The organism is Amycolatopsis sp. NPDC005232 (genome assembly GCF_040607795.1).
GTDB lineage: Bacteria > Actinomycetota > Actinomycetes > Mycobacteriales > Pseudonocardiaceae > Amycolatopsis.
The window spans coordinates 146,231-167,286 of the sequence record NZ_JBEXHL010000006.1 but is presented as its reverse complement, the minus strand read 5'-3'; the positions used below and the strand labels follow the sequence as shown (position 1 = coordinate 167,286).

Here is a 21,056-nt window from a genome sequence, read left to right as displayed (position 1 = left end):
TGCGCGTGTCTGCGCAGGTGGTCGCCGGGCGTTATCGGCTGGAGGAGCGCCTCGGCGCCGGCGGGATGGGTGTCGTCTGGCGGGCGACGGATCTCGAATTGCGGCGGACGGTCGCGCTCAAGCGGTCGCTCGACGGCGACGGCGGGCAGATCCGGCGTGAGGCGCGATTGGGCGCCTCGCTGCACCACCAGCACGTCGTGGCGGTGTTCGACTCCGTCGTCGACGGGGACGACCGGTGGCTCGTGATGGAGTATCTAGCGGCCCGAAGCCTGGAAGAGGTCGTCCGCGCCGACGGCGTCCTGGAACCGGAGCGGGCCGCGGCCGTCGGGGCGCAGATCGCGTCCGCGCTCGTCGCGATGCACGCGCGTGACATGGTGCACCGCGACATCACGCCCGGCAACGTCCTGGTCACCGAAGACGGCACGGCCAAGCTCGCCGACCTCGGCATCTCCCGCTGGGACGAGGTCACGCTCACCGGCAGCGCCAGCGTCGGCGGCACCGCGGGGTACCTCGCGCCGGAGGTGGCGAACGGGTACGCCGCCGGCCCCGCCGCGGACGTCTTCTCGCTCGGCGCGACCCTGTTCGCCGCCGTCGAAGGCGTTTCCCCTTGGGGCAGCGGCGAAAACGGGCCGTTCGGGCAGCTGCGGCGTGCGGCTGAAGGCAAGGTGGAGACCGCGCGCAACGCCGGCTCGCTCGCCCTCACGCTGGCGGTGATGCTCGACCGGCAGCCCGCGAACCGGCCCACCGCCGCCGAGGTCGAGGCCCTCCTCAGCGGCGCCCCGACCGCACAGCTGCCCCGCCGACGCCGTCCGCGACGGCTGAAGCTCGTCGCCGCCGGCGTGCTCGGCGCCGTCGTCCTTCTGGTGGCCGGTTTCCTCGTCTTCACGCGCAGCGACGCGCCGCCCGCGAACGCGACGTCCGACCTCGTCGGCGACCCCCGCACCGCCGACCCGTGCTCGCTGCTGACGGTGAACTCGCTGGCCCCGTACGGCAAAGTGTTCCTCGAACCCAACCTCGGCACGTTCTCGCGCTGCGACCTCGACACCACCCTGGCCGACGGCAGCACGATCGTCACCAGCCTGGAGCTGACCGCGCCGGAGGAGTACCCGCAGGTGCCGCCGGTCCGCGGCCGCCTCGGCGACATCCAGCGCCCGAACGCCGACCCGGGCCAGTGCCGCCGCTACTTCGTCCTGCCCGACCTGCGGCTCGTCACCGTCAGCACCGTCCGCGCCGACGGCGGCGCCTCCCCTCAGCTGTGCGCCATGTCCGACGCCGTGGTCGGCGACGCCTACGCACGCGTGGTCCGCGGCCCCATCGCCCGCCGCGCCCAGCCGTTCCCGCCGGCATCCCTGGCGCGCGTCGACGCCTGCACCCTCGTCGACGACGCGACCCTCCGCCGCGTCGCCGGCCCCGATTACCCGACCGACCGCTACTTCGCGAACTGGGCGTGTTCCTGGGGCGAGGACGCGGAATCCGTGGACCTGTACTACGACCGTCAATGGCCCCTGGCCACCGACCCGCCCGACGGCCAGACCCCCACGACCGTCGGCGGACGCCCCGCGTATGTCGATCCACACGACGACGACGGCGACGTTTGCGACGTCACCGTCGTCTACCGCACCTACACCCCGGCCCTGCCGACGGTGAAGGGCACGCCGGCCCAACGCGACGAAGTCGTCCTCGTCGAGCTCACGGACGAGGCCAACAAGGGGAAGCTCGACGTCATCTGCGCCACCGCGAAGTCGATCGCCGCGGTGGTCGCCGCGCGGCTGCCGTCAGCGTGAGGCCGCGCGGTCAGGAAATGCGTCGCAAGGTGCCGCGGGGGCCGCGGATACTCCGGCGGTGACCGATTCCGCGCTGCTACGACCCCGCGCCCTGAGGCCCGGAGATCTCGTCGTCATCGCCTCGCTGTCCGGGCCGCTGCCCGAGATCGTCCTCGACGTCCTCGGCGATCGCCACATCCCGGTCCTGGGCAACGTCGAGTTCGGGCACGCCGGCCCGAACCTGCCGATGCCGGTCGGCCTTCGCGTCGCTCTCGACGCTGGGCAGCGGACGCTGTCGCTGCTCGAACCGGCGGTACGCGCGTAGCTCAGGAGCCCAGCCGGGTGGTCAACTCCGCCACGCCGTCACCACTGAGATCGGGGAGGAACGCCGCACGGCCCGCCATCACCATCACCAGCGACAGCAACGGCCCGGCGACCTCCGGCCCGGCACCTTCGGCGAAGTCGGCGTCCGTGGCCCGCACAGTCAGCCCCGCGGCCACGGTCTTGCTGTTCACCGCGAAATTCTTGGTCGCGAAGAACCGGGCGACCGCGAGCAGCCCTTCGGCGTCCGGCGCGTGCTTCAACCCCAGCGGCCGGCGAATGTCCTCCGCGTGAACGATGACCTCGCCCAACCCCGCCGGAGACGGCTTCACCGGCGTCGCGATCGGACCGACGCGGCGAAACCGCTCAAGCGTCTCCTGCGGGGTACTCCCCCGGAACTCTTCGAGCCGCCGCCGGTTGTGCACATCCCCGTCGAACCGGGCCCCGATCATGCTGCGAAACCAGGCCCACCGCGACAGCGTCGCCGCCGCCCCGAGGTGGGCGACGACCTCCTCGACATCCCACTCGGCGCACAGCGTCTGCGCCCGCCACTGCTGCGGCTCGAGCGCGCTCAGGTCTTCGACGAGCGCGGCCAGCTCACGCGCCTGGAACTCCGGCAGGTCGTTCACGCCAGTGACCATAGCCGCCGCACCCGCACCGCGAGGCCCCTGCGACACGCGCTGTCCGTCCGGGGGCGGCGAGGACTGTCCGGCGATCATCGGTGCGAGCGTCCGGATTCTGATGGGTACGCTGGATCCACGTGCCGGAGGAGGTTGCGGTCTGCATGGGTGATGGGCATGCGCCCGGACGGTCCGAGCAGGAGGACAGGCTCGGCGCCGAGTGGGAGACGCACCGGCCGGCGGTCTTCGGCGTGGCCTACCGGCTGCTGGGGAGTGTGGCCGATGCCGAGGACGTGGCCCACGACGTGTGGCTGCGCGCGGCCGGATCCGATCTGCACGAGGTTGACGACCTGCGGGCCTGGTTGGTCACGGTCGCCGCACGACGGTCGTACGACATCTTGAAGAGCGCTCGCTCGCGCCGGGAATCCTATGTGGGGCCGTGGCTGCCGGAACCACTGCTGACCGGGCCGGACGCCTCGGAGCCGGTGCTCGTGGACGAGTCCGTCGGTGCAGCGATGCTGCTGATCATGGAGGAGCTGAGCCCACCGGAGCGCGTCGCCTTCGTCCTGCACGATGTCTTCGGTTTCGAGTTCGCCCGGATCGCGGAAGTGCTCGACGTCTCCGTGCCGGCGGCCCGGCAGCTCGCCTCCCGGGCGCGACGCCGGGTGGCCAAAGCGAAGCAGTCCCCTTCGCCCGCGCCGAAAGCGGAGCGCGAACGGGTGCTGGCGACCTTCCGCGCCGCCTACGAATCCGGCGACCTGGCCGGCCTCGTGCGGCTCCTGCACCCGGACGCCGTCTACGTCACCGACGGCGGCGGCAAGATCTCCGCGGCACGCAAGCTCATCCACGGTGGTGAGCGCATCGCCGAGGTGATGGTGCGAGTGGGTCGCCAGTGGCGTCCGGACCACATCGACTTCGCCGAGGTCGGCGGCGAACCCGCCCTCGTGTTCCGCCGCCAGGGCCGCGTTTTCTCCGTCGACACGGTGCAGATCACCGACGGTCTGATCACCGCGTACCGCAGGGTCATGAACCCGGACAAACTTTCCCGGGTCTGAGCTGTCACACCCGCGGGGGCTGCCTCGTCTCCCTGCCGAGAACGCACGACGCGCCCGGACGGCGCGGCTCGGACCACACGAAGGAATCGAAGGAACTGTGACGAACACGCAGCGCGTCCGCATCGACAAGCAGCACCCGGCCGCCTACAAGGCCCTCATCGCCCTGTCGGCGGAGGCGGACAACGGCGCCGTCGCGGCCGGGCTCGACCCGCTCCTGGTCGAATTGGTGAGGATCCGCACCTCCCAGATCAACGGCTGCGCGTTCTGCCTGCGCATGCACAGCCGTGACTCCCTCAAGAAGGGCGAAAACCCCGACCGGATCGCCGTGCTGCCCGCATGGGAAGAGACCGAGTACTTCTCGGCGACGGACCGCGCCGCCCTCCGCCTGACCGAGGCGATCACCCGCGTGCCGGACGGCCACGTCAGCGACGAGGACTACGCCGACGCCGCGGCCGACCTCACCGAAGACCAGATCTCGGCCGTCTCCTGGCTGGTCACGGTGATGAACGCCTTCAACCGCGTCGCCATCACCAGCCGCTACCAGGTCGCCGGCTGATCTCGCCCACGCCAGTCTGCCGGGCGCCGGCGGACTGGCGGCCTCGGCCGTCCCCGCCCCCGGCTTTCGCGTGCCACCACTTCCGCGGGCCGACATTCCTTGGGCGGCTGCGAAATCCTCCGGTTACACCTTGGGCGGCGGCCTCAGCCCGACCCTGGGCCGCGCCCACCGCTACGCCACCGGGGTCCACAGTGGACATTTCGGCGAGCCACGGGATCCGGAACGTCCCCGGCCGACGCAACGAAAGTCACCAGAACATGCCCACGCTCCTGCACCTCGACAGCTCGATCTGGCCCACCGGCACGTCCACCTCGCGTGACGTGACGGCCACCTTTCGCGGAGAGTGGGAGGCCCAGCACCCCCTCGGGACGGTGATCCACCGCGATCTGGCCGCCGACCCGCTGCCCCACCTCACCGACGACGTGTTCACCGCCGGGAACGAGGACCCCCTGCGTGCCACACTGGCCGGCGAGCTCGAACAGGCCGACGTCGTCCTGATCGCCGCCCCGATGTACAACCTCACGGTCCCCAGTACGCTCAAGGCCTGGATCGACCAGGTGATGGTCCCCGGTCGCGTCATCGGCGAGCAGCCGTCCGCCGCGGGCACCCCGGTTGTGATCGTCTCCAGCCGGGGCAGCACGTACCGGCCCGGCACCCCGCGCGACGGCAGGGATTTCGTCGTGCCCTACCTGACCACTCTCTTCGCCACCTACTTCGGCATCACCGAAGTCGAGTTCATCATCCCCGAGCTCACCTCCGCCGTGAAGCGGGCATGGGGGCCGGAACCTGTTCGCCGGTACGAAGCGTCTCGGGCCCAAGCACACGAGGACGCCATCACCAAGGCCAAGGAGCTGGCGGCCCGCTTCGCCTGAGCCGCGCCGACGATGACGTCCGAGCCGGCGAGTGCTGAGCCACACCGGGCCGGCCAGGTACCGTGCGGCGGTGACCACGCTCGACGATCGCGGCGGTGCGCCGCTCAGGCGGCTGCACTGCGCGCCGCACCCGGGGCGGGAGTACCTGCCCATCGAGCTCGCCCTGCGCGACATGCGAGCGGCGCACGGGAGGGACCCCGAGACGGGCGACGGGCCGGGCACGCGGTCGTGGGTCGGGGTCTGCCTGGGCATGATCGTGCTCGACACGTTGTCGGGGACGTCCGCGCCGGCGGGGCAGCGATTCAAGCGGCTGCTGATCGAACACGGCGTGGACCACGACGACGCCGTGGTGCTGTGGATCATCCGCAACTCGCTGCTGCACGGCTACGGCCTGCCCCGTCCGGCCGACGTGCGGCACCGGCGCGTGGAGGTGACCGGCGAGACCGACGCGTTCGCACTGGACACCGGCGACACACGGCTGGTGCGGCTGAGCGCTCCGGTGTTCTGCAGCCACCTGGTGGAACGGGTCGCGGCGTCGGTGCCGCACCGATGGGACACGAGCCTCATCCACACGCACGAAGCCCCCGCGGACGTTCGCTACGTGCCGTCCCCCGACCGCGGCGGCCACATCGGGTAGGGGACTCCTGCTCGCGGGGCCCCGGTTTCAGAGAGAGCCAGTCGCCGCTTGCAGGCCGAGACTCGTGGCCGCGACGGCGATCCACAGGACGCCGCCGAGCAGGAGCGGGCGGGGGCCGGCGCGGCGCATGTCCGCCAGGCGCAGGGAAAGGCCGATGCCCGCCAGTGCGGTGGTGATGAGGAACGTGCCCAATGTGGACAGTGCAGGGTGCCAGGACGCAGGCACGACGCCAAGGCTGTCGAGCGCCGCGGCGGCGATGAAGCCCACCAGGAACAGCGGGACGATGCGCCGCCACGGCATGGTGCGGATGCTGAACCCGGCCCCGCCCGCGTTCTGGCGGGCTTCGCGGCGGGCGGTGAGGAACGCGAGCACGATCACGATGGGGATGAGCGTGAGCGTGCGGGTCAGCTTGACGACGATGCCGTACGAGCCGGCGTCGCCGCCGTAGGCGAAGGAGGCCGCGACGACCGAGGAGGTGTCGTTGATGGCCGTGCCCGCCCACAGGCCGAAGCTGTGCGAGCTCATGCCGAGCAGGTGGCCCAGCGGCGGGAACAGCAGCACGGCGGCGATGTTGAAGGTGAAGATCGTGCCGATGGCGTAGGCGACGTCCGTCTGCTTCGGCTTGATGACGGCGGTGGTGGCGGCGATCGCGGACGCGCCGCAGATGCCCGTGCCCACACCGATCAGGGTGCGCGTGTCGCGATCGATGCCGAGCCGGCGGCCCAGCAGCCAGGCACCGCCGAGGGCAACGGTGAGCGTGCCGAGCATGACGGGCAGAGACTGCACCCCGACGCGGACCACTTCCTGCAGCGACAGCCCGGTCCCGAGCACGACGATCGACAACTGGAGCACGGGTTTCGAGGCCACGCCGTAGCCCGGCGCCCACCGCTGCTCGCGCAGCCCGGGCACGACCGCCGCGGCCAGCGCGCCGAGCAGGATGCCGAACACGGGCCCGCCGACGATCGGGACCAGCGAGCCCAGCGCGGTCGCGACCCCGGCGACGAGAAGCGCCACCAGCAGTCCCGGAACGGCTTCGGCGACGCGGTTCCGCGCCGGGTGCCGGTCGGCGACCCGGTCCTGGGTGGCGGTCACCGGGCGCCCGCTCGTTCGCGTGTCCCCATCGACACTCCCCTCCCGAGTCCGCCCGTGCCAAAATGTACGTACATTCAACGTAGATTATGTCCGCACATTTGGCTACCGGTAGTGTCGGGCGAGACAGCCCGGAGGAGGCCATGGCCCCACGAACGCTGAGCCGCTCCGGCTCCGAACCGCTCTGGCGCCAGCTCCAGCGCGAGCTGCTGACCAGGCTCGATGCCGGTGAGTTCACCGAACAGTTCCCGGGCGAGCTCGCGCTGGCCGAGGAGTACGGTGTCAGCCGCCACACGGTGCGCCAGGCCCTGCGCCAGCTGCGCGCCGACGGGGTGGTCGTCGCCGAGCGCGGCCGTCAGCCGCGGGTCGCCCCGCCGGCCGAGATCGCGCAGCCGCTGGGCGCGCTGTACAGCTTGTTCACGTCCGTCGAGGCGGCCGGCCTCGCGCAGCACAGCATCGTCCGCACGTTCGACGTCCGCGCCGACGCACTCGTCGCCGAGCGCCTCGACCTCGAAGCCTCGACGCCGCTGGTCTACCTGGAGCGCCTCCGCCTGGCGGGCGACGAGCCGCTCGCGATGGACCGCGTGTGGCTGCCCGCCGACATCGCGAAGCCGTTGCTGCAGGCCGACTTCACGCACACCAGCCTCTACGGCGAACTCGCCCGCCGCACCGGGATCCGCCTCGACCACGGCCGCGAAGAGGTGCACGCCGTCATCCCCACCGCCGCCGAACGCACCCAGCTCGCCTGCGCCCACGACGTCGCGGCCTTCGCCATCAACCGCCTGAGCCACTCGCAGGGCCGCCCGATGGAGTGGCGCCACACCCTCGTCCGAGGCGACCGCTACGCATTGACGGCCGAGTTCTCCGCCGCCGGGTACCGGCTGGTCAGCCAGTCCTGAGGCGCCACGCGGCCGCGAACCGCACCAAGTCGGAGATCACTCGCGCTCACTCGGGCGTCACCCACCGGTCATCGAGTTCTTCCGGAACCGCGCGGGCGACGTGCCCACCGCGGCGCGGAACGCCTCCACGAACGCCGATTCGGATCGGTAGCCGACCTCCCCCGCGATGCGCACCACGGACCGGTCGGAGTTCGCCAGCAGGTCGGCGGCGACCATCATGCGGACGGTGGTGAGCAGCGTCGCCACGGTGCCCCCGGTGCGCGCGGTGAACCGCCGCACGAAGGTGGCACGCGACATCGAGGCCGCCGCGGCCATGCGCTCGATGGTCCACGGTTCACCGGGCCGTTCGACGACCCCGGCGATCACTTCACCCAGCACGTCGTCACCCATCGCGGTCCACAGCGCGGGCGTCCCGAGACGTTGCTCGGGGCGGCTGCGCAGCGCCATCGCGAGCAACGCGCCGCACACCGAGGAGACGATGGCGCTCGTTCCCGGGCCGTCGAAGGCGGCTTCCGCGCGCAGGACCTCGGCCAGGGCGAGCGCCGAAGCGTTGAGCGTGACGTGCAGGAGCGGCGGCAGCAGGCGGAACAGCAGCATTCCCGCGGCCGTGTCGAAGTGGAAGTGGCCGCAGAACAGGTCGTGGTCGGGCTCGGCGCCGACGGTGCGGCGAGTGGTGAACGCGGCGCCCTGCTCGTCTTCGAACGGCAGCTTCCGCCCTGAGGTCACTCTCACGTGGTGGGCGTCGCCGTGCGGGAGGACGAGTAGATCCCCGGGGGCGAGGTCGACGGCAGCCGCCGCCGTGGTCACGGTGCACCTGCCCTCGAGCGCGACGTAGAACGGCACCTGCCCGGGCGCCGCCGCTTCGTGGTCCACAGAGAACCGGCCGGCCATCAGGCACCGCACGTCGATGCTGCTCTCCGGGTGCACGAGCCGGATGAGCCGGCTCAGCGCGTCCATGAGCCGATTCCGGTGAAACGTGAGCCGTTCACGCGTGGTCCCCTCCTCCGGTGCAGGCAATCATCCAAGGGCCTCGAGCGTGAACGCCACCGGACCAGTCGTCGCGCAAGCGTAGTCTGCGAAGCGCAGGTTCGACGCGCTTCGACCAGTGTCCACACGCAACAGATTCACGAGGTATTCGGGAACGTCGCGAGAAACGGAGGCAAAGCCATGCCGACGATCACCACCGACGACGGTGTCGAGATCTTCTTCAAGGACTGGGGCACCGGCCAGCCGATCGTGTTCAGCCACGGTTGGCCGCTGTCGGCGGACGACTGGGACAACCAGATGTTGTTCTTCCTGCAGCAGGGCTATCGCGTCATCGCCCACGACCGTCGCGGTCACGGCCGCTCGTCGCAGGTCGCCGACGGACACGACCTCGACCACTACGCCGACGACCTCGCCGCCGTCACCGCCCACCTCGACTTGCACGACGCGATCCACGTCGGACACTCCACCGGCGGCGGCGAGGTCGTGCGCTATCTCGCCCGCCACGGCGAGGCCCGCGTCGCCAAGGCCGCGATCCTGTCCGCCATCCCGCCGCTGATGCTGCAGACCGACGCGAACCCGGGCGGCCTGCCCAAGAGCGCCTTCGACGACCTGCAGGCGCAACTGTTGGCCAACCGTTCGGCGTTCTACCGCGCGGTGGCCTCGGGCCCGTTCTACGGCTTCAACCGGTCCGGCGCCGAACCCGACGAGGCGATCATCCAGAACTGGTGGCGCCAGGGCATGATGGGCGGCGCGCTAGCCCACTACGACGGCATCGTCGCGTTCTCCCAGACCGACCAGACCGAAGACCTGAAGAAGATCAGCGTCCCCGTCTTCGTCGGCCACGGTGACGACGACCAGATCGTCCCCTACGCCGACGCCGCCTTGCTGTCGTCGAAGCTCCTGCAGAACGCCACGTTGAAAATTTACCCGGGCTTCCCGCACGGCATGCCGACCACCAAGGCCGACACGATCAACGCGGATCTCCTGGAGTTCTTCCGCTCCTGACCGGCGCGCTCCGCTCTACCTCGCCCCCGTTGTGGGCGAGGTAGAGCAGGGCGTCCGCATTGTCGTTTCCTGTGTGGACAGTCCGTCGGCCGCTCGCCTGGTCAGCGCACAGTGAGCCGCGTGAGGCTTGCCGTCGGGTTCCCGGTCACGTGAACGGCGACGTAGCGCGCCTTGCCGGTGAGGGGAACCGTGGCGGCGCGGCGCACAGCCGGGGTTCGCGCCGCGGTGTAGGTGCGGCCGTCGACGCTCGTCTCCACCGTGAAGGCGGGTAGGCGGCCGCCGGTCCAGGTCAGTTCGGCGGTGGTGACGTCGTGGGCCGCGCCGAGGTCGAGGACGAGGCGGCCGTTCGGGCCCGGGCGCCACGAGGTGCGCGGGTCGTCGTCGACGGCGGCGGCAGGGGTGGTCATGCCCGGCGGGAGGGGTTCGGCGGGGAAGGTGACCGCGCCCAAAGCCAAGTCCGGCAAGGGGTACGGGCGGGTTCGGTGGGCCGTGACCGTCACCGGGTGCCGGGCGGGGAGGACCACGGGCCGCCACGGTTCGCCCGCCGGCTGCACGGAAAGAACCACGGTGCGGTCGGCGGTCAGCCGGAGGGTGGCGGCGTCGACGACGGTTGCGCGCACGCCGGCGGGCAGGGCGTGGCCCGCGCCGCGCACGGTGAACCGCGCCGGTTCGACGCGGGCTTCGGCGGGCGACGCCGACACCGACAACGAAGTGCCGGTCGCGGTGACGACCTGCGAGCCCTGGTACAGCGCCGCGGCTCCGTCCAAGGCGGGCAGGGTGAGGGTTCCCGACGTCGTCGCGGCGGAGAGGTTGAACAGCACGAGGTGCCCGTCGAGCACGGAAACCCGCAGTGCCGCGGAACTCGCCGTCGGGCGGGGCGCGCGCACCGCGGCGGCCAGGTCGCGCGGGTCCGGATGGCATTCGACGTGCAGGGGCGCGGAATCGCCGTCGGACAGGATGATCCGGTCGCCGGTGACGGTGGCCGGGTGTGGTGAGCCGGATACGACGAACCCGGCGCGACCGTCGACGTCGAGCCAGCCGCCGGTCGTGCTGACGGCGGGCAGCGGGTAGGTGCCGGCCGCGGTCCACGTGGTGCCGTCGGCCGAGGTTTCCACGCGATAGCGACGGCCGGCGGCGGCCTCCCAGGCCACGCGAACGCGGTCGAACCGTTGTGGCGCACCGAAATCGAGGGCGAGCCAGCTGTCAGCCCGCGGGCGGTCGGCGGTGGAGACGGCCCAGCGCGTGGTCGCGTCGCCGTCGTTCACGTACTTCGCCTCCTTGCCCGGCGAAGCCGAAGACGCCGAAGCCGTGGCTGCGCGAGCGAGGTCCGGGCTCGGCGCCCCGTCGCGGACTTCGAACGACCACACCGAATATCCGTACGCCGGATCCGGCTGCACGCCAAGGATCCGCACGTACCGGGCCGTCACCGCGGAGAAAGTCACGTCGTCGGTGCGCCCACCGCCGGACGGCGGCGCCGGCGCGACGGGGACGGTCACCACGCCTTCGGCGGTGCGGTAGGTCCGCTCGCCGGTCAGGCCCGGTACGCCTGGCATGGCGAGGTTGTACACCGACACCACACCCTCGCCGGCGCCCAGACCAGTGCTGGAGTAGACCGCCACGCCCGTCGGCAGGGTCGCGAAACCGGCGTAGCCGTTGTCGAATTTCCACACCGCGGCACTCGCGTCGAATCCGTCGCGGACCTTCGCCCACGTCGTCGCGTGCCGTTCCCGCACGGCCAGCGCGGTGGAGGGCAGCAGCATCGGCGTGGCACCGCTGACGCTGAACAGCCAGTCGTCGTGGTGCGGCTGCCACGCGAACTTCGTGAACCCCGGTTTGCTCACCGCCGCGGCCCACGCGGCCGGGCTGCGGTGCGCGAGCAGGCCGGGCCCGTCACCGAAATCCGCGACGCCCGCGGCGTGCGCGTCGAACTCCGCCTGGCTCACCGGACGCACCGGGCCACCGTGGTTCGCGCGCCATTCGTGCAGCAGGTAGCTGATCGCGATCTCCGCGCGTGCCTCCGGCTCGTACTTGGGCTCGCCCGAGAACTTCGTGACGCGATCAGCGGGCGCGTAGGCCTGGTACGGCTCCAGCCGTTCGGCCAGCTGCGCCTCGGCACGCGCGGCGTAGCGGTCGCCGAGCACCTGCGCGCGAAACGCCAGCGGGATGACGTCGCGGCCGTACAGGTGCTCGCGGTCGGCGACCATCGGCATCAGGGGTTCGCCCGCGTCGCTGGCCATCAGCAGCATCGTGCGCCACAGCAGCTCGCCGTTGGGCTGTGCGGTGAGCACCTCCGGCAGCGGCCGCCCGGCCAGCAGGAAGTGCATCGCGTTGCGGCCGGAGGTCCGCCAGAGCTCCTCCTGGTAGTGCGGACCGAAGGAACCGTGGTTCTCCACCAGGAAGGTGTCGTAGAGGTTCTCCGCCGTGTTGGCCGAGATGGGCACACCGTCCACCACGCGCGGGTTGGCCAGGTCAGCGGCGGGCAGCGCGGTCTCGTTGCGGCTCCACCGCCCGAACCACTCGCGCCACACCGCGGCGCGGGGATCCGTTGCGGCCCAGGCCATCCCCGGGGCGAGGGCCTGGGCGTACACGCCCATCTCCTCCAGCTTGGTGTCGCCGACGTGCCCGCCGGCCAGCCCGTTCGGCGTCCAGTCGCCGGACAGCGGGTCGTTGCCGGTACCGAGCCCGGCGGTGTACGCGGCCTGCCCGGTCGCGATCTCGTCCAGGTTCGCGCGCGTGGCGGCGTCGAGGTCGGGCCACAGCAACCGACCGGCCAGCTGGAAATAGGACTGGAACGTGGTGTCGAAGAACAGCCGGCGGCCCCACTCGGTGCCGCCGGTGATGAGATTGCTTGCCGCGAAGTGCCGGATGGTGTCGACGGTGTGCCGGTGCAGCACCTCGCGCTCGACGCCCGTGACCGCCGCGTCGTACCCGTCTCGCGTGAGCAGGACGGCGTTGCCCAGAACCACGGCGAACGTGAAGTCCTTCGCCGGATAGATACCGGCCACGGGGTCGAACTGCTGCTCGGCCCACCGGGTGTGACGTAGCAGGACGCGCAGGTACGTCGCGGCGACGTCGTCGGGCGCTCCCCCGCTGCGGGCCGGGGCCGGGGCGTCGGCCCGCGCCGCCGGAGTCACCAGGCCCGCGCTCACCAGCGCGAGCCCGCTCGCTCCGAGTCCCTGAAGCACCGCGCGCCGCCTCAGCGCCATGTCCGCCCCCTCGTTGACAACCTTGTCATCGCGTCGGCGCCGATTCTGCTTGCCGAGGCGGCCGGCGGGCAACGCCGGACGGGAAACCCGTCCGATTCAGGACAACTCAACCGGCGTCGGACCCGTTCGCGGTGCGTCCCAGCCGCAGAGCGGAAACGAGGAAGAAGATGCCGCCCAGGGTGGCGTAGCCGGCGAGGGTCGTGAGGGACGCACTGTCCTTTGTGGCCTGCAGGACGAACGAAGCGCCGGCCACGACCGAGATGCCGCCGCTGAGAATCACGGGCCACTGGCCGCCCAGGGTGCGGCGCAGGAGGCCGACGGCGAGCTGCACGAGGCCTGCCACGATCGCCCAGGCGCCCCACACGCCGAGGACGGCGGGGATGCCCGACGAGGCCGCGACGGCCAGGCCCACGGCGGCGAGCAGGCTGATCACCACGTTCACGTACAGGCCCGCGACCGGCTTGCTTCCCTTCGCTGAACGGGCGTCGACGACGGCCGCGGCCACGTCGAACAGCGGGTAGAGCACGAGCAGTGTGGTGCTGACCGGACCGAGGCTCGACCCGGTCACGAACAGGAGCGCGGCCCAGACCACGGCGAACGCGAAGCGGATGAAGTACAGGCGCCGCAAGGGTTTCGCGATACTCGCAGTGGCCGGAACGGTGCTGGTGGTCATGGAGTGCTCCTTCGTCGTGGGGCCGTGCGAGGTAGACAGATCGTTCTATCTTGTGATGAGGACTATGGCAGCCGCGAAGCCGAGTCGTCAAGACCGACCGTTCTATCTGCTACCGTGGAACCAGCGACGAGAGGTGGACGGCGAAGTGTCCGAAGCACGAGCCCGGCTGCTCGCTTCGGCGACGCGGCTGTTCTATTCGGAGGGTCTCCACTCGGTCGGCATCGACCGGGTCATCGCCGACGCGGGCGTCACCCGCGCCACGCTCTACCGGCACTTCCCGAGCAAGGACGACCTGCTGGTCGCGTACCTGACGGCGGCCGACCAGGCGATCCGTGCCGACGTCGAGACCGCCCGCGCCGGCAAGCCCTCCGGGGCCGACGCCGTCCGCGCGGTCGCCGAGTCGATCGCCGATGGCATCCGCACGCCGGGATTCCGCGGCTGCGCGTTCCTCAACGCCGTCGCGGAGTACCCCGATCCCGCGCACCCCGTCCACCGGACCGTTCTCGCCCACCGGCAGTGGTTCCTGGAGGTCATCACCGAGCTGCTCGCGCAGGCCGGCGAGACGCCGCCCGAGCCGGCCGCGAGGCACTTCGTCATGCTGCGGGACGGCGCCATGGCGGCCGGCTGCCTCACCGATCCGGCACCGGTCTGCGAAACCTTCCGCCTCGGCGTCGAGGGAATCCTGAAGTACCGGGACACTCCGGTCGTGGCCCCGAAGAAGACCGGCCGGGCCTCGTAAGTCCGGGCCTCGTCGCGACGCGCGGGCCGCCACCCTCGATCGGCCTGCGCGCGCCGGCGGTGAGCGCCGCCACTATTGAATGAACATTCATTGACGCCCGGACGCACCCGTGTCATCGTCGTATTAAATGAACATTCATTAGTGGAGGTAGCCATGACCAGCACCCTCGCCCCGGCCCACTGGACCCCCGACCGGATCGGCGACCTGCGCGACCGTGTCGCGCTCGTGACCGGCGGCAACAGCGGCATCGGCCTCGAGACCGCCCGCGTGCTGACCCGCCACGGCGCTCGCGTCCTCCTGGCCGGCCGCAGCCAGGAGAAGCTCGACGAAGCCGTCGCCACCCTGCGCAACGACCAGCCCACCGCGCGGCTGGACACCGTCGTGCTGGACCTGGGCTCTCTGGGCTCGATCGCCGAGACGTCCGGGCGGCTGGCGGCCACCGAGACGATCGACCTGCTCTTCAACAACGCCGGCGTCATGAACGTGCCGCAGCGCCGCACGACCTCGGACGGGTTCGAGCTGACCGTCGGCACCAACCACCTCGGGCACTTCGCCCTCACCGCCGGACTGCTGCCCGCGCTGCGCCGCGCCGAGGCCGCCCGAGTGGTCACCGTCAGCGCGATCGCCGCGACCTGACGCTCCGGCCGGCTCGACGACCTGATGAGCAGGCAGCGCTACGGCGGGATGAGCGCGTACGCGAAGTCCAAGCGCGCCAACGTCGTCTTCACCCAGGAGCTTTCGCGGCGACTGGCCGGTACCGCCCTGCGCGCGGTGTCCGTGCACCCCGGCTCGGCCGTGACCAACCTGCAGCGCCACTCCGAAGGCGTGGTCTCCCGGGCGATGATCGCGTTGCTCCGCAACGTGGCCATGGGCTCCCCGGAGGGCGCGGCCTGGCCGTCTCTGTACGTCGCGACCAGCCCCGAAGTGATCAGCGGCGCCTTCTACGGCCCGGCCGGCCGCGACCAGACCTCCGGCACTCCGAAGCCGGTCAAGCTCCCCCGCGGCGCGGACGACCCGGCCGAAGGCGCCCGCCTCTGGGCCGAAAGCGAACGCCTCACCGGCGTCACCTTCGCCCTCTGACCTCCCGAAAGGACCTGATCCCATGACCGACCCGACCTTCGACCTCCGCCGGCAGGACGTCGACCCCGCGCTCCTCGAGGCCCAGCGCGAGGTGAACGCCGTGCTCGCGAAGATGCCTCACCCGGACGTCCGAACCCCCGAAGGGCTCGCCGCCCTGCGCGCCGGCACCGCCCACAACCCCGGTGTGACGGACCTGAGCCCCACCGAACGCCACGTCGACGGCCCCGCCGGCCCGCTGCGGCTGCGCGTGTTCACGCCGCCCGAGCCACGCGCGGTCCTCTACCGCATCCACGGCGGTGGCTGGGCCGCCGGAGCACCGGAGGACGACGACCTCGTCAACGACCGCCTCGCCCGCGCGACCGGCGCGATCGTCATCAGCCCGGAGTACCGGCTGGCGCCCGAGGTCACCGTCCCCGAGCAGATCGAGGAGACCGTCGCCGTCGCCCGCTGGCTCGCCCGGCACGCGGCCGCGGAGTTCGGCACCGGCCGGCTGCTGATCGGCGGCATCTCCGCCGGCGCGCACCTCGCCGCGGCGACGCTGCTGGCCCTGCGCGACGCCGGTGACCCCGCGTTCGGCGCGTTCGCGGGCGCGTACCTCGACTGCGGCATCTACGACCTGGGCCTGTCCCCCAGCGCCGCCGCGGCCACCGAAGACAGCCTCGTGCTCACCCGGTCCTGGATCGACGGCCTGCCCGACCTCGCCCTCCCCCACCACACGCCCGAGCAACGCCGCGCCCCGCAGCTGTCCCCGGCGCTGGCCGACCTCACCGGTTTCCCGCCCACCCTGCTGACCGTCGGCGACCTCGACCCACTGCGCGACGACGCGATCCTGCTCGCCGCCCGCCTGCGTCTCGCCGGCCGCGACGCGCGGCTGGAGATCTGGCCCGAAGCCCCGCACGCGTTCACCAACATGGCCACCCCGCTCGGAAACGTCGCCCTCGACAGCGCCATCGCGTGGATCAACGACCTCCTCGAGCCACCGCGCACGGCGCCCGACCCCGCGGCCCTCGTGCACCGGTTCGTCACCGAGGTCGTCAACGGCGGCGACCTCAACGTCGTCGACGAGCTCTGGCACGACGACCTCGCGTGGCACGCCGGCAGCGCCGGCGACCTCCACGGCCTCGAGGCCTACAAGGCGTCCCTACGCGCCGCGATCGGCGGTGCCTTCACCGGCATGCACCTGACCGTGCACGACACCCTCGTCGACGGCGACACGGTCGTACTCCGGTTCACCAACAGCGGCACCCACACCGGGCCATTCCTCGGTGTCACCGCCACCGGCCGTCACGCGAGCTGGTTCGGCATCGGCATCTACACCGTGCGGGCGGGCAAGATCGCCGAGGCGTGGTTCGGCGAGGACATGCTCGGCCTGCTGCGGCAGCTCAGCGAGAATGAACATTCATTAGGATGACGGCATGGCACGGACCCGAGACCCCGAGAGCAAGCGGCGGCAGCTGCTGGACGGCGCGCTCACCGAGTTCGCCGAGCACGGCATCGGCGGCGCCCGCGTGGAGCGCATCGCCACCCGCGCCGGGGTCAGCGCCGGGCTCGTGTATTCCTTCTACGACGGCAAAGAAGGGCTGTACGAGGCGGTCTACGACGCCATCGTCGAGCAGGTCGTCTCCGGGATCCCGATCGACGCGGACGACCTGCCCGAATACGCGGGACAGCTCTACGACGCGGGACTGCGGTACCCGGACGTGATGCGCTTCATCACCTGGTACCAGCTCGAACGCGGCGGCGTCCGGCCCGTCGTCGCCAAGTCCATGACCGATAAAACGGCGGCGATCGAGGACGCGCAGCGCCGCGGCACCGTGACCGATCGGCGGACGCCCGGCGAGCTGCTCGCCCTCGTACTGACCATCGCGAACATGTGGCAGAACCAGGGCGAAGACGTCCGCGGCCTCGTCCCCGAACCCGAACGCCGCCGTCTCGTCACCGACACCGTCCGGCGGCTGGTGGACCCGGCACACTGACGGCGGTCCGTCCGCTGTCCATCCCGCTGTCCATCCACTGTGGAGCGGAATCCGCGCCGCACACGGCCGTGACGGCACGCGGGCACCGCTTCACCCGAATCGGAGGAGTACCGCGGGCCCCGGACGTGATTCGGTGACGGCGATCGCCCGGGGGCGGGCGCGGGACCGCGGAGGGCTCATGACCGGAGACACGCAGCCCCGGGTCGTCGCGGGCAGGCTGTGGGCCGGCGGCGGCGCGACGGCACTGGTCGCGGCGCTGGCCGCCATCGTGGTGGTGCTCATCGCGCGCGGTCTGTTCGACGTGCCCGTGCTGGCCCCGGAAGGCAAGGGTGCTTGGGGCGGTGTCGGCACGGTGGCCTACGCGGTCGGCGCCGCCGTCGTCGCCCTCGCGGCGACGGGACTGCTCCACCTGCTCTTGATCAGCACGCCACGCGCGAAGTCGTTCTTCGTCTCGATCATGCTGCTCGTCACCGCGATCGCCGTCGTCATCCCCCTGGGCCTCGACGCGGACCGCGGCGCCCGGATCGCGACGGCCGCCGGGAACCTCCTCATCGGACTCGTGATCACGAGCACGCTGTCCGGCGTCGCCGGCGCGGCGGTCCGGGCGCGCCGGCCGGTGCGGTGAGCTCCGCCCCGGGGCACCGGGGAACCGATCCCGGCGCCGGAATTCACCTCCGCCGGGTGATGTCGCGCGGGGCGGTCGATGGGAACGCTGCCGGTGACCGCGTACGTCAGTTCTCGCGGGCAGAACCCGCGTCCGGGGCAGGCCGGGGGACACGGCCGGAAGCCGCTCGACCCTGGCAACCGATCCGTTGTGGACGGACCTCCCGGTCATGCGGGTCTCGAGCATCGGAGGCGTGATGGCACTGGCTCAATCGGACTACCCGTTCCTGGACGTGATCTGGACCATGCTGGTGTTCTTCGGCTGGGTGGTCTGGTTCTGGATGCTCATCGTGATCTTCGGCGACCTCTTCCACCGCTCGGACGTCTCCGGCTGGGGCAAGGCGGGCTGGACCGTGCTCGTCCTGGTGCTGCCGTTCGTCGGCGTGCTGATCTACCTCATCGCGCAGGGCAAGCACATGGGCGAACGCCGCCAGTCCGAGGCGGCGTCCAACCAGAAGCAGTTCGACGACTACGTCCGCTCGGTCGCCGGCAACGGCGACAAGGGCGCCGCCGGCCAGATCGCCGAAGCGAAGAAGCTTCTCGACACCGGCGCCATCAGCGCGGAGGAGTACGAATCCCTGAAGGCCAAGGCACTCGCTCGGTGAGCGCGGGCCGGCCAGGCCCCGCCGGCAGGCCGAGGCCGGCGGGGCCGCTCCTGCTCTCCGCCGCGACCGGATGACCGGGCGGGCCGGTTTCCGACAAGGCGCAGGCGGAGGTGGGCGTGGCCGAGCAGGTGGTTGACCGAAGCGCCGGGCGGCGCCGGGCGGCGGGCATCTACGGGGTGATCGTCACCGCGGCCATCCTGACCGCCGTGGGCGGACAGCTCTCCACCCTGTCGCTGGCCGTCGCGGTCGTGGTCACGCTGCTGGTCTACTGGACGGCCGAGGAATACGCGGAGCTGCTGGGCGAAGAAGTCGAAGACGGCAAACTGCCGAGCCGGGCGCAGGTCGCCGCGGAGCTGCGGGCCACATGGCCCATGGTGACGGCCTCTTTCGGCCCGATCGCCGCGCTGCTGCTGGCCCGGCTCGCCGGCGCCTCCCCCGTCGCCGCGGCCAACACCGGACTGGCGGTGGCCGTGGTGGTCCTGACCTACCACGCGTGGTCCGCGGCGCGGGTGGCCCACCTGCGCGGCATGGCGCTGATCGTGACGACCTGCGCGGCGGGGCTGCTCGGCGTCGTCATGATCCTGTTGAAGAACCTGATTCTCGTCCACCTGCATTGAACGGCACCCAGTCGGCGCCCGTCTCCTCACGGAACGCCGCCACGGCGGCGCCGACAGTGGGGTAGAAATGAGTGGGGTCCATGGTGCGGGTCAGCTCGTACCGGTCGATCTTGCGCCGCACCGGGTCCTTGACTTCGGCCATGACCAGGTGGATATCGCGGGCGTTGAGCTCGTCGTCGAGTTCGCGAAGCATGTCGGCCGCGGTCGTGTCCACATCGGTCACCGGCTCGGCGGCCACCAGAATCCAGCTGGGGGCGGGACTCGCCGAAGCCAGCCGGCGGATCTCGGTGCGGAAGGTCCGGGCGTTGGCGAACATCAGCGGCGCGTCGAACCGGAAGATCACCAAGCCCGGAAGCCGCAGTGCGTGCGGGTAGGACCGGACGTCGTGGAAGCCGCGCAGACCCTCGACCTGCCCGAGAATCGTGTGGTAGGGCAGCCACGCGTGCCGGAACACGTTCAGGATCGACAGTCCCACGGCGATCGCGATGCCGGGCAGCACGCCGAGCAGGGCGACGCCGGCCAGCGCGGCGGCCGAGAGGAGGAACTCAGTCTTGCGCTGCCGCCACAGCCGCACCGTCCCGGGCACGTCGGACAGCGACAGCGCGGCGGTGATGACGATCGCGGCCAGTACCGGCTGTGGCAGGTTCCGGAACAGCCCCGGCACCGCCACGATCATCACCGTGATCAGCACGGCGCCGACGACCCCCGTCAGCTGGGTGCGCGCCCCCGCCTGCTGCGCGACCGCGGTCCGCGATCCACTGGTGCTGACCGGAAACCCTTGGAAGAGCCCTGCCGCCAGGTTCGCCACCCCAATGCCCGCCATCTCCTGGTTGCCGTGGACCTCCTGCCCGGTGCGGGCGGCGAAGGCCGAAGCCGTGGAGATCGTGTCCGCCAGCGACACCAAGGCGATGCCCACCGCGCCGGCGAACAGCGGCGCGAGATCGGCGAACCCCACGTGCGGGAGCGTCAGGGGAGGAAACCCGGCCGGAAGAACGCCGACCACCGGCACGCCGTGCTCGGCCAGGTCGAACACGGGGACCACGATGAGCGCGCGCACGACGACGACCAGGACCGCAGGGACTTTGCGCACCCAGCGCTGGAGCACCAAGATCACCGCGAGCGCGCCGAGGCCCACCGCCGCGGCCGCGGCGACCACCTCGCCGCCCGCGATCGCCCGGGCCACCGCGCCGATTTCGGCGATCAGCCCCTCCGCGTCGACGCTGAACCCGCACAGCTTGGGCAGCTGGCCCACCACGATGGTCAGAGCCAGCCCGTTGAGATACCCGATCATCGTGGGCTTCGAGATGAGGTCGGCGATGAACCCGAGCTTCGCGACCGAGGCGACGATCATGATCACCGCGACCATGATCGCCAGCATCGACGCCAGCGCGACGGCCCGCGCCGGGTCGCCGTCCGCCGCCACGAGCGGCAGAACGGTCGCGGCGATCATCGGCCCGAGCGAAGAGTCGGGTCCCAGCACGAGGATCCGCGACGGCCCGAACACCGCGTAACCCAGCAGGCACAGGATCGACGTGTACAGACCGGTGATCGCTGGCAACCCGGCGAGCTCCGCGTACGCCATGCCTTGCGGCACCAGGAGCGTCGTGAGGACGACACCCGCCACTACGTCCTTGACCAGCCACTGGCGCCGGTAGGTCCGCACCACCCGCAGACCGGGGATCCACTGGACCAT

Annotated in this window: 22 protein-coding genes; 16 read left to right on the top strand and 6 right to left on the bottom strand. The window is 71.5% G+C overall.

Annotated elements, in window-relative coordinates:
* Positions 1 to 5: 5 nt before the first annotated feature.
* Positions 6 to 1,784, top strand: a complete 1,779-nt coding sequence (locus ABZU76_RS14120; RefSeq protein ID WP_354868835.1) for a serine/threonine-protein kinase — start codon at positions 6 to 8, stop codon at positions 1,782 to 1,784.
* A 58-nt stretch (positions 1,785 to 1,842) separates the two neighbouring features.
* On the top strand, positions 1,843 to 2,088 hold the full coding sequence (locus ABZU76_RS14115; protein ID WP_354868832.1) for a hypothetical protein: 246 nt from the start codon (positions 1,843 to 1,845) through the stop codon (positions 2,086 to 2,088).
* 1 nt (position 2,089) lies between these two features.
* On the opposite strand, the gene ABZU76_RS14110 is transcribed toward ABZU76_RS14115, so the two are convergent.
* On the bottom strand, positions 2,090 to 2,713 hold the full coding sequence (locus ABZU76_RS14110) for a maleylpyruvate isomerase family mycothiol-dependent enzyme (RefSeq protein ID WP_354868830.1): 624 nt from the start codon (positions 2,711 to 2,713) through the stop codon (positions 2,090 to 2,092).
* 155 nt (positions 2,714 to 2,868) lie between these two features.
* Between ABZU76_RS14110 and sigJ the strand changes: the two genes are divergently transcribed.
* From sigJ to ABZU76_RS14090, 4 genes are all read left to right on the top strand, one after another.
* Positions 2,869 to 3,759: an RNA polymerase sigma factor SigJ gene (gene sigJ / locus ABZU76_RS14105; protein ID WP_354868827.1), complete on the top strand. Its 891-nt coding sequence runs from the start codon at positions 2,869 to 2,871 to the stop codon at positions 3,757 to 3,759.
* A 97-nt stretch (positions 3,760 to 3,856) separates the two neighbouring features.
* Complete coding sequence (locus ABZU76_RS14100) at positions 3,857 to 4,315, top strand: carboxymuconolactone decarboxylase family protein (RefSeq protein WP_354868825.1); 459 nt, start codon at positions 3,857 to 3,859, stop codon at positions 4,313 to 4,315.
* 257 nt (positions 4,316 to 4,572) lie between these two features.
* The gene (locus ABZU76_RS14095; protein ID WP_354868822.1) at positions 4,573 to 5,187 is read left to right on the top strand and encodes an NAD(P)H-dependent oxidoreductase; all 615 of its coding nucleotides are present in this window, start codon (positions 4,573 to 4,575) and stop codon (positions 5,185 to 5,187) included.
* Positions 5,188 to 5,257: 70 nt separating this feature from the next.
* Positions 5,258 to 5,824 carry a hypothetical protein gene (locus tag ABZU76_RS14090; RefSeq protein WP_354868820.1) on the top strand — a complete coding sequence of 189 codons (567 nt, stop codon included), beginning with the start codon at positions 5,258 to 5,260 and terminating at the stop codon, positions 5,822 to 5,824.
* 27 nt (positions 5,825 to 5,851) lie between these two features.
* Here ABZU76_RS14090 and ABZU76_RS14085 read toward each other — a convergent pair whose 3' ends face one another.
* Complete coding sequence (locus tag ABZU76_RS14085; protein WP_354868818.1) at positions 5,852 to 6,916, bottom strand: putative sulfate exporter family transporter; 1,065 nt, start codon at positions 6,914 to 6,916, stop codon at positions 5,852 to 5,854.
* A 140-nt stretch (positions 6,917 to 7,056) separates the two neighbouring features.
* Between ABZU76_RS14085 and ABZU76_RS14080 the strand changes: the two genes are divergently transcribed.
* Positions 7,057 to 7,812, top strand: coding sequence for a GntR family transcriptional regulator (locus tag ABZU76_RS14080; protein WP_354868815.1), 756 nt, complete (start codon positions 7,057 to 7,059; stop codon positions 7,810 to 7,812).
* A 57-nt stretch (positions 7,813 to 7,869) separates the two neighbouring features.
* Here ABZU76_RS14080 and ABZU76_RS14075 read toward each other — a convergent pair whose 3' ends face one another.
* Entirely contained in the window at positions 7,870 to 8,769 is a 900-nt protein-coding gene (locus tag ABZU76_RS14075) for an AraC family transcriptional regulator (RefSeq protein WP_354868813.1), read from the bottom strand.
* 210 nt (positions 8,770 to 8,979) lie between these two features.
* Here ABZU76_RS14075 and ABZU76_RS14070 point away from each other — a divergent pair, with 210 nt between their 5' ends.
* Positions 8,980 to 9,804 (top strand): alpha/beta hydrolase, encoded by an 825-nt coding sequence (locus tag ABZU76_RS14070; protein WP_354868811.1) that lies wholly within the window; start codon positions 8,980 to 8,982, stop codon positions 9,802 to 9,804.
* 101 nt (positions 9,805 to 9,905) lie between these two features.
* Here ABZU76_RS14070 and ABZU76_RS14065 read toward each other — a convergent pair whose 3' ends face one another.
* Positions 9,906 to 13,010, bottom strand: coding sequence for a discoidin domain-containing protein (locus ABZU76_RS14065; RefSeq protein ID WP_354868809.1), 3,105 nt, complete (start codon positions 13,008 to 13,010; stop codon positions 9,906 to 9,908).
* 106 nt (positions 13,011 to 13,116) lie between these two features.
* A complete protein-coding gene (locus tag ABZU76_RS14060) occupies positions 13,117 to 13,683 on the bottom strand; it encodes a hypothetical protein (protein ID WP_354868806.1) in 567 nt (188 codons plus the stop codon).
* A gap of 145 nt (positions 13,684 to 13,828) precedes the next feature.
* Here ABZU76_RS14060 and ABZU76_RS14055 point away from each other — a divergent pair, with 145 nt between their 5' ends.
* The 8 genes from ABZU76_RS14055 (at position 13,829) to ABZU76_RS14020 (ending at position 19,363) form a co-directional block, all read left to right on the top strand.
* The gene (locus ABZU76_RS14055) at positions 13,829 to 14,422 is read left to right on the top strand and encodes a TetR/AcrR family transcriptional regulator (RefSeq protein ID WP_354868803.1); all 594 of its coding nucleotides are present in this window, start codon (positions 13,829 to 13,831) and stop codon (positions 14,420 to 14,422) included.
* Positions 14,423 to 14,575: 153 nt separating this feature from the next.
* Positions 14,576 to 15,058, top strand: a complete 483-nt coding sequence (locus ABZU76_RS14050; protein WP_354868801.1) for an SDR family NAD(P)-dependent oxidoreductase — start codon at positions 14,576 to 14,578, stop codon at positions 15,056 to 15,058.
* Positions 15,059 to 15,082: 24 nt separating this feature from the next.
* Positions 15,083 to 15,502, top strand: coding sequence for a hypothetical protein (locus tag ABZU76_RS14045; protein ID WP_354868798.1), 420 nt, complete (start codon positions 15,083 to 15,085; stop codon positions 15,500 to 15,502).
* A gap of 22 nt (positions 15,503 to 15,524) precedes the next feature.
* Positions 15,525 to 16,913: an alpha/beta hydrolase fold domain-containing protein gene (locus tag ABZU76_RS14040; RefSeq protein WP_354868795.1), complete on the top strand. Its 1,389-nt coding sequence runs from the start codon at positions 15,525 to 15,527 to the stop codon at positions 16,911 to 16,913.
* A 4-nt stretch (positions 16,914 to 16,917) separates the two neighbouring features.
* Positions 16,918 to 17,478 (top strand): TetR family transcriptional regulator, encoded by a 561-nt coding sequence (locus ABZU76_RS14035; RefSeq protein WP_354868792.1) that lies wholly within the window; start codon positions 16,918 to 16,920, stop codon positions 17,476 to 17,478.
* 178 nt (positions 17,479 to 17,656) lie between these two features.
* Positions 17,657 to 18,103 (top strand): DUF6069 family protein, encoded by a 447-nt coding sequence (locus ABZU76_RS14030; protein WP_354868790.1) that lies wholly within the window; start codon positions 17,657 to 17,659, stop codon positions 18,101 to 18,103.
* Positions 18,104 to 18,338: 235 nt separating this feature from the next.
* A complete protein-coding gene (locus tag ABZU76_RS14025; RefSeq protein ID WP_354868788.1) occupies positions 18,339 to 18,746 on the top strand; it encodes an SHOCT domain-containing protein in 408 nt (135 codons plus the stop codon).
* A gap of 116 nt (positions 18,747 to 18,862) precedes the next feature.
* The gene (locus ABZU76_RS14020) at positions 18,863 to 19,363 is read left to right on the top strand and encodes a hypothetical protein (protein WP_354868786.1); all 501 of its coding nucleotides are present in this window, start codon (positions 18,863 to 18,865) and stop codon (positions 19,361 to 19,363) included.
* On the opposite strand, the gene sulP is transcribed toward ABZU76_RS14020, so the two are convergent.
* Positions 19,320 to 21,056 (bottom strand): sulfate permease, encoded by a 1,737-nt coding sequence (sulP, locus tag ABZU76_RS14015; protein ID WP_354868784.1) that lies wholly within the window; start codon positions 21,054 to 21,056, stop codon positions 19,320 to 19,322. The two genes, ABZU76_RS14020 and sulP, sit on opposite strands and share 44 nt — an antisense overlap.

Excerpts from the sequence above, each read along its gene's own strand:
- ABZU76_RS14050 (WP_354868801.1), top strand. The coding sequence starts at position 14,576 with ATGACCAGCACCCTCGCCCCGGCCCACTGGACCCCCGACCGGATCGGC.
- ABZU76_RS14095 (WP_354868822.1), top strand. The coding sequence starts at position 4,573 with ATGCCCACGCTCCTGCACCTCGACAGCTCGATCTGGCCCACCGGCACG.
- ABZU76_RS14040 (WP_354868795.1), top strand. The coding sequence starts at position 15,525 with ATGACCGACCCGACCTTCGACCTCCGCCGGCAGGACGTCGACCCCGCG.
- ABZU76_RS14030 (WP_354868790.1), top strand. The coding sequence starts at position 17,657 with ATGACCGGAGACACGCAGCCCCGGGTCGTCGCGGGCAGGCTGTGGGCC.
- ABZU76_RS14045 (WP_354868798.1), top strand. The coding sequence starts at position 15,083 with ATGAGCAGGCAGCGCTACGGCGGGATGAGCGCGTACGCGAAGTCCAAG.
- ABZU76_RS14035 (WP_354868792.1), top strand. The coding sequence starts at position 16,918 with ATGGCACGGACCCGAGACCCCGAGAGCAAGCGGCGGCAGCTGCTGGAC.
- ABZU76_RS14060 (WP_354868806.1), bottom strand. The coding sequence starts at position 13,683 with ATGACCACCAGCACCGTTCCGGCCACTGCGAGTATCGCGAAACCCTTG.
- ABZU76_RS14075 (WP_354868813.1), bottom strand. The coding sequence starts at position 8,769 with ATGGACGCGCTGAGCCGGCTCATCCGGCTCGTGCACCCGGAGAGCAGC.
- ABZU76_RS14070 (WP_354868811.1), top strand. The coding sequence starts at position 8,980 with ATGCCGACGATCACCACCGACGACGGTGTCGAGATCTTCTTCAAGGAC.
- ABZU76_RS14025 (WP_354868788.1), top strand. The coding sequence starts at position 18,339 with ATGGCACTGGCTCAATCGGACTACCCGTTCCTGGACGTGATCTGGACC.
- ABZU76_RS14065 (WP_354868809.1), bottom strand. The coding sequence starts at position 13,010 with ATGGCGCTGAGGCGGCGCGCGGTGCTTCAGGGACTCGGAGCGAGCGGG.
- ABZU76_RS14080 (WP_354868815.1), top strand. The coding sequence starts at position 7,057 with ATGGCCCCACGAACGCTGAGCCGCTCCGGCTCCGAACCGCTCTGGCGC.
- sulP (WP_354868784.1), bottom strand. The coding sequence starts at position 21,056 with ATGGTCCAGTGGATCCCCGGTCTGCGGGTGGTGCGGACCTACCGGCGC.
- sigJ (WP_354868827.1), top strand. The coding sequence starts at position 2,869 with ATGGGTGATGGGCATGCGCCCGGACGGTCCGAGCAGGAGGACAGGCTC.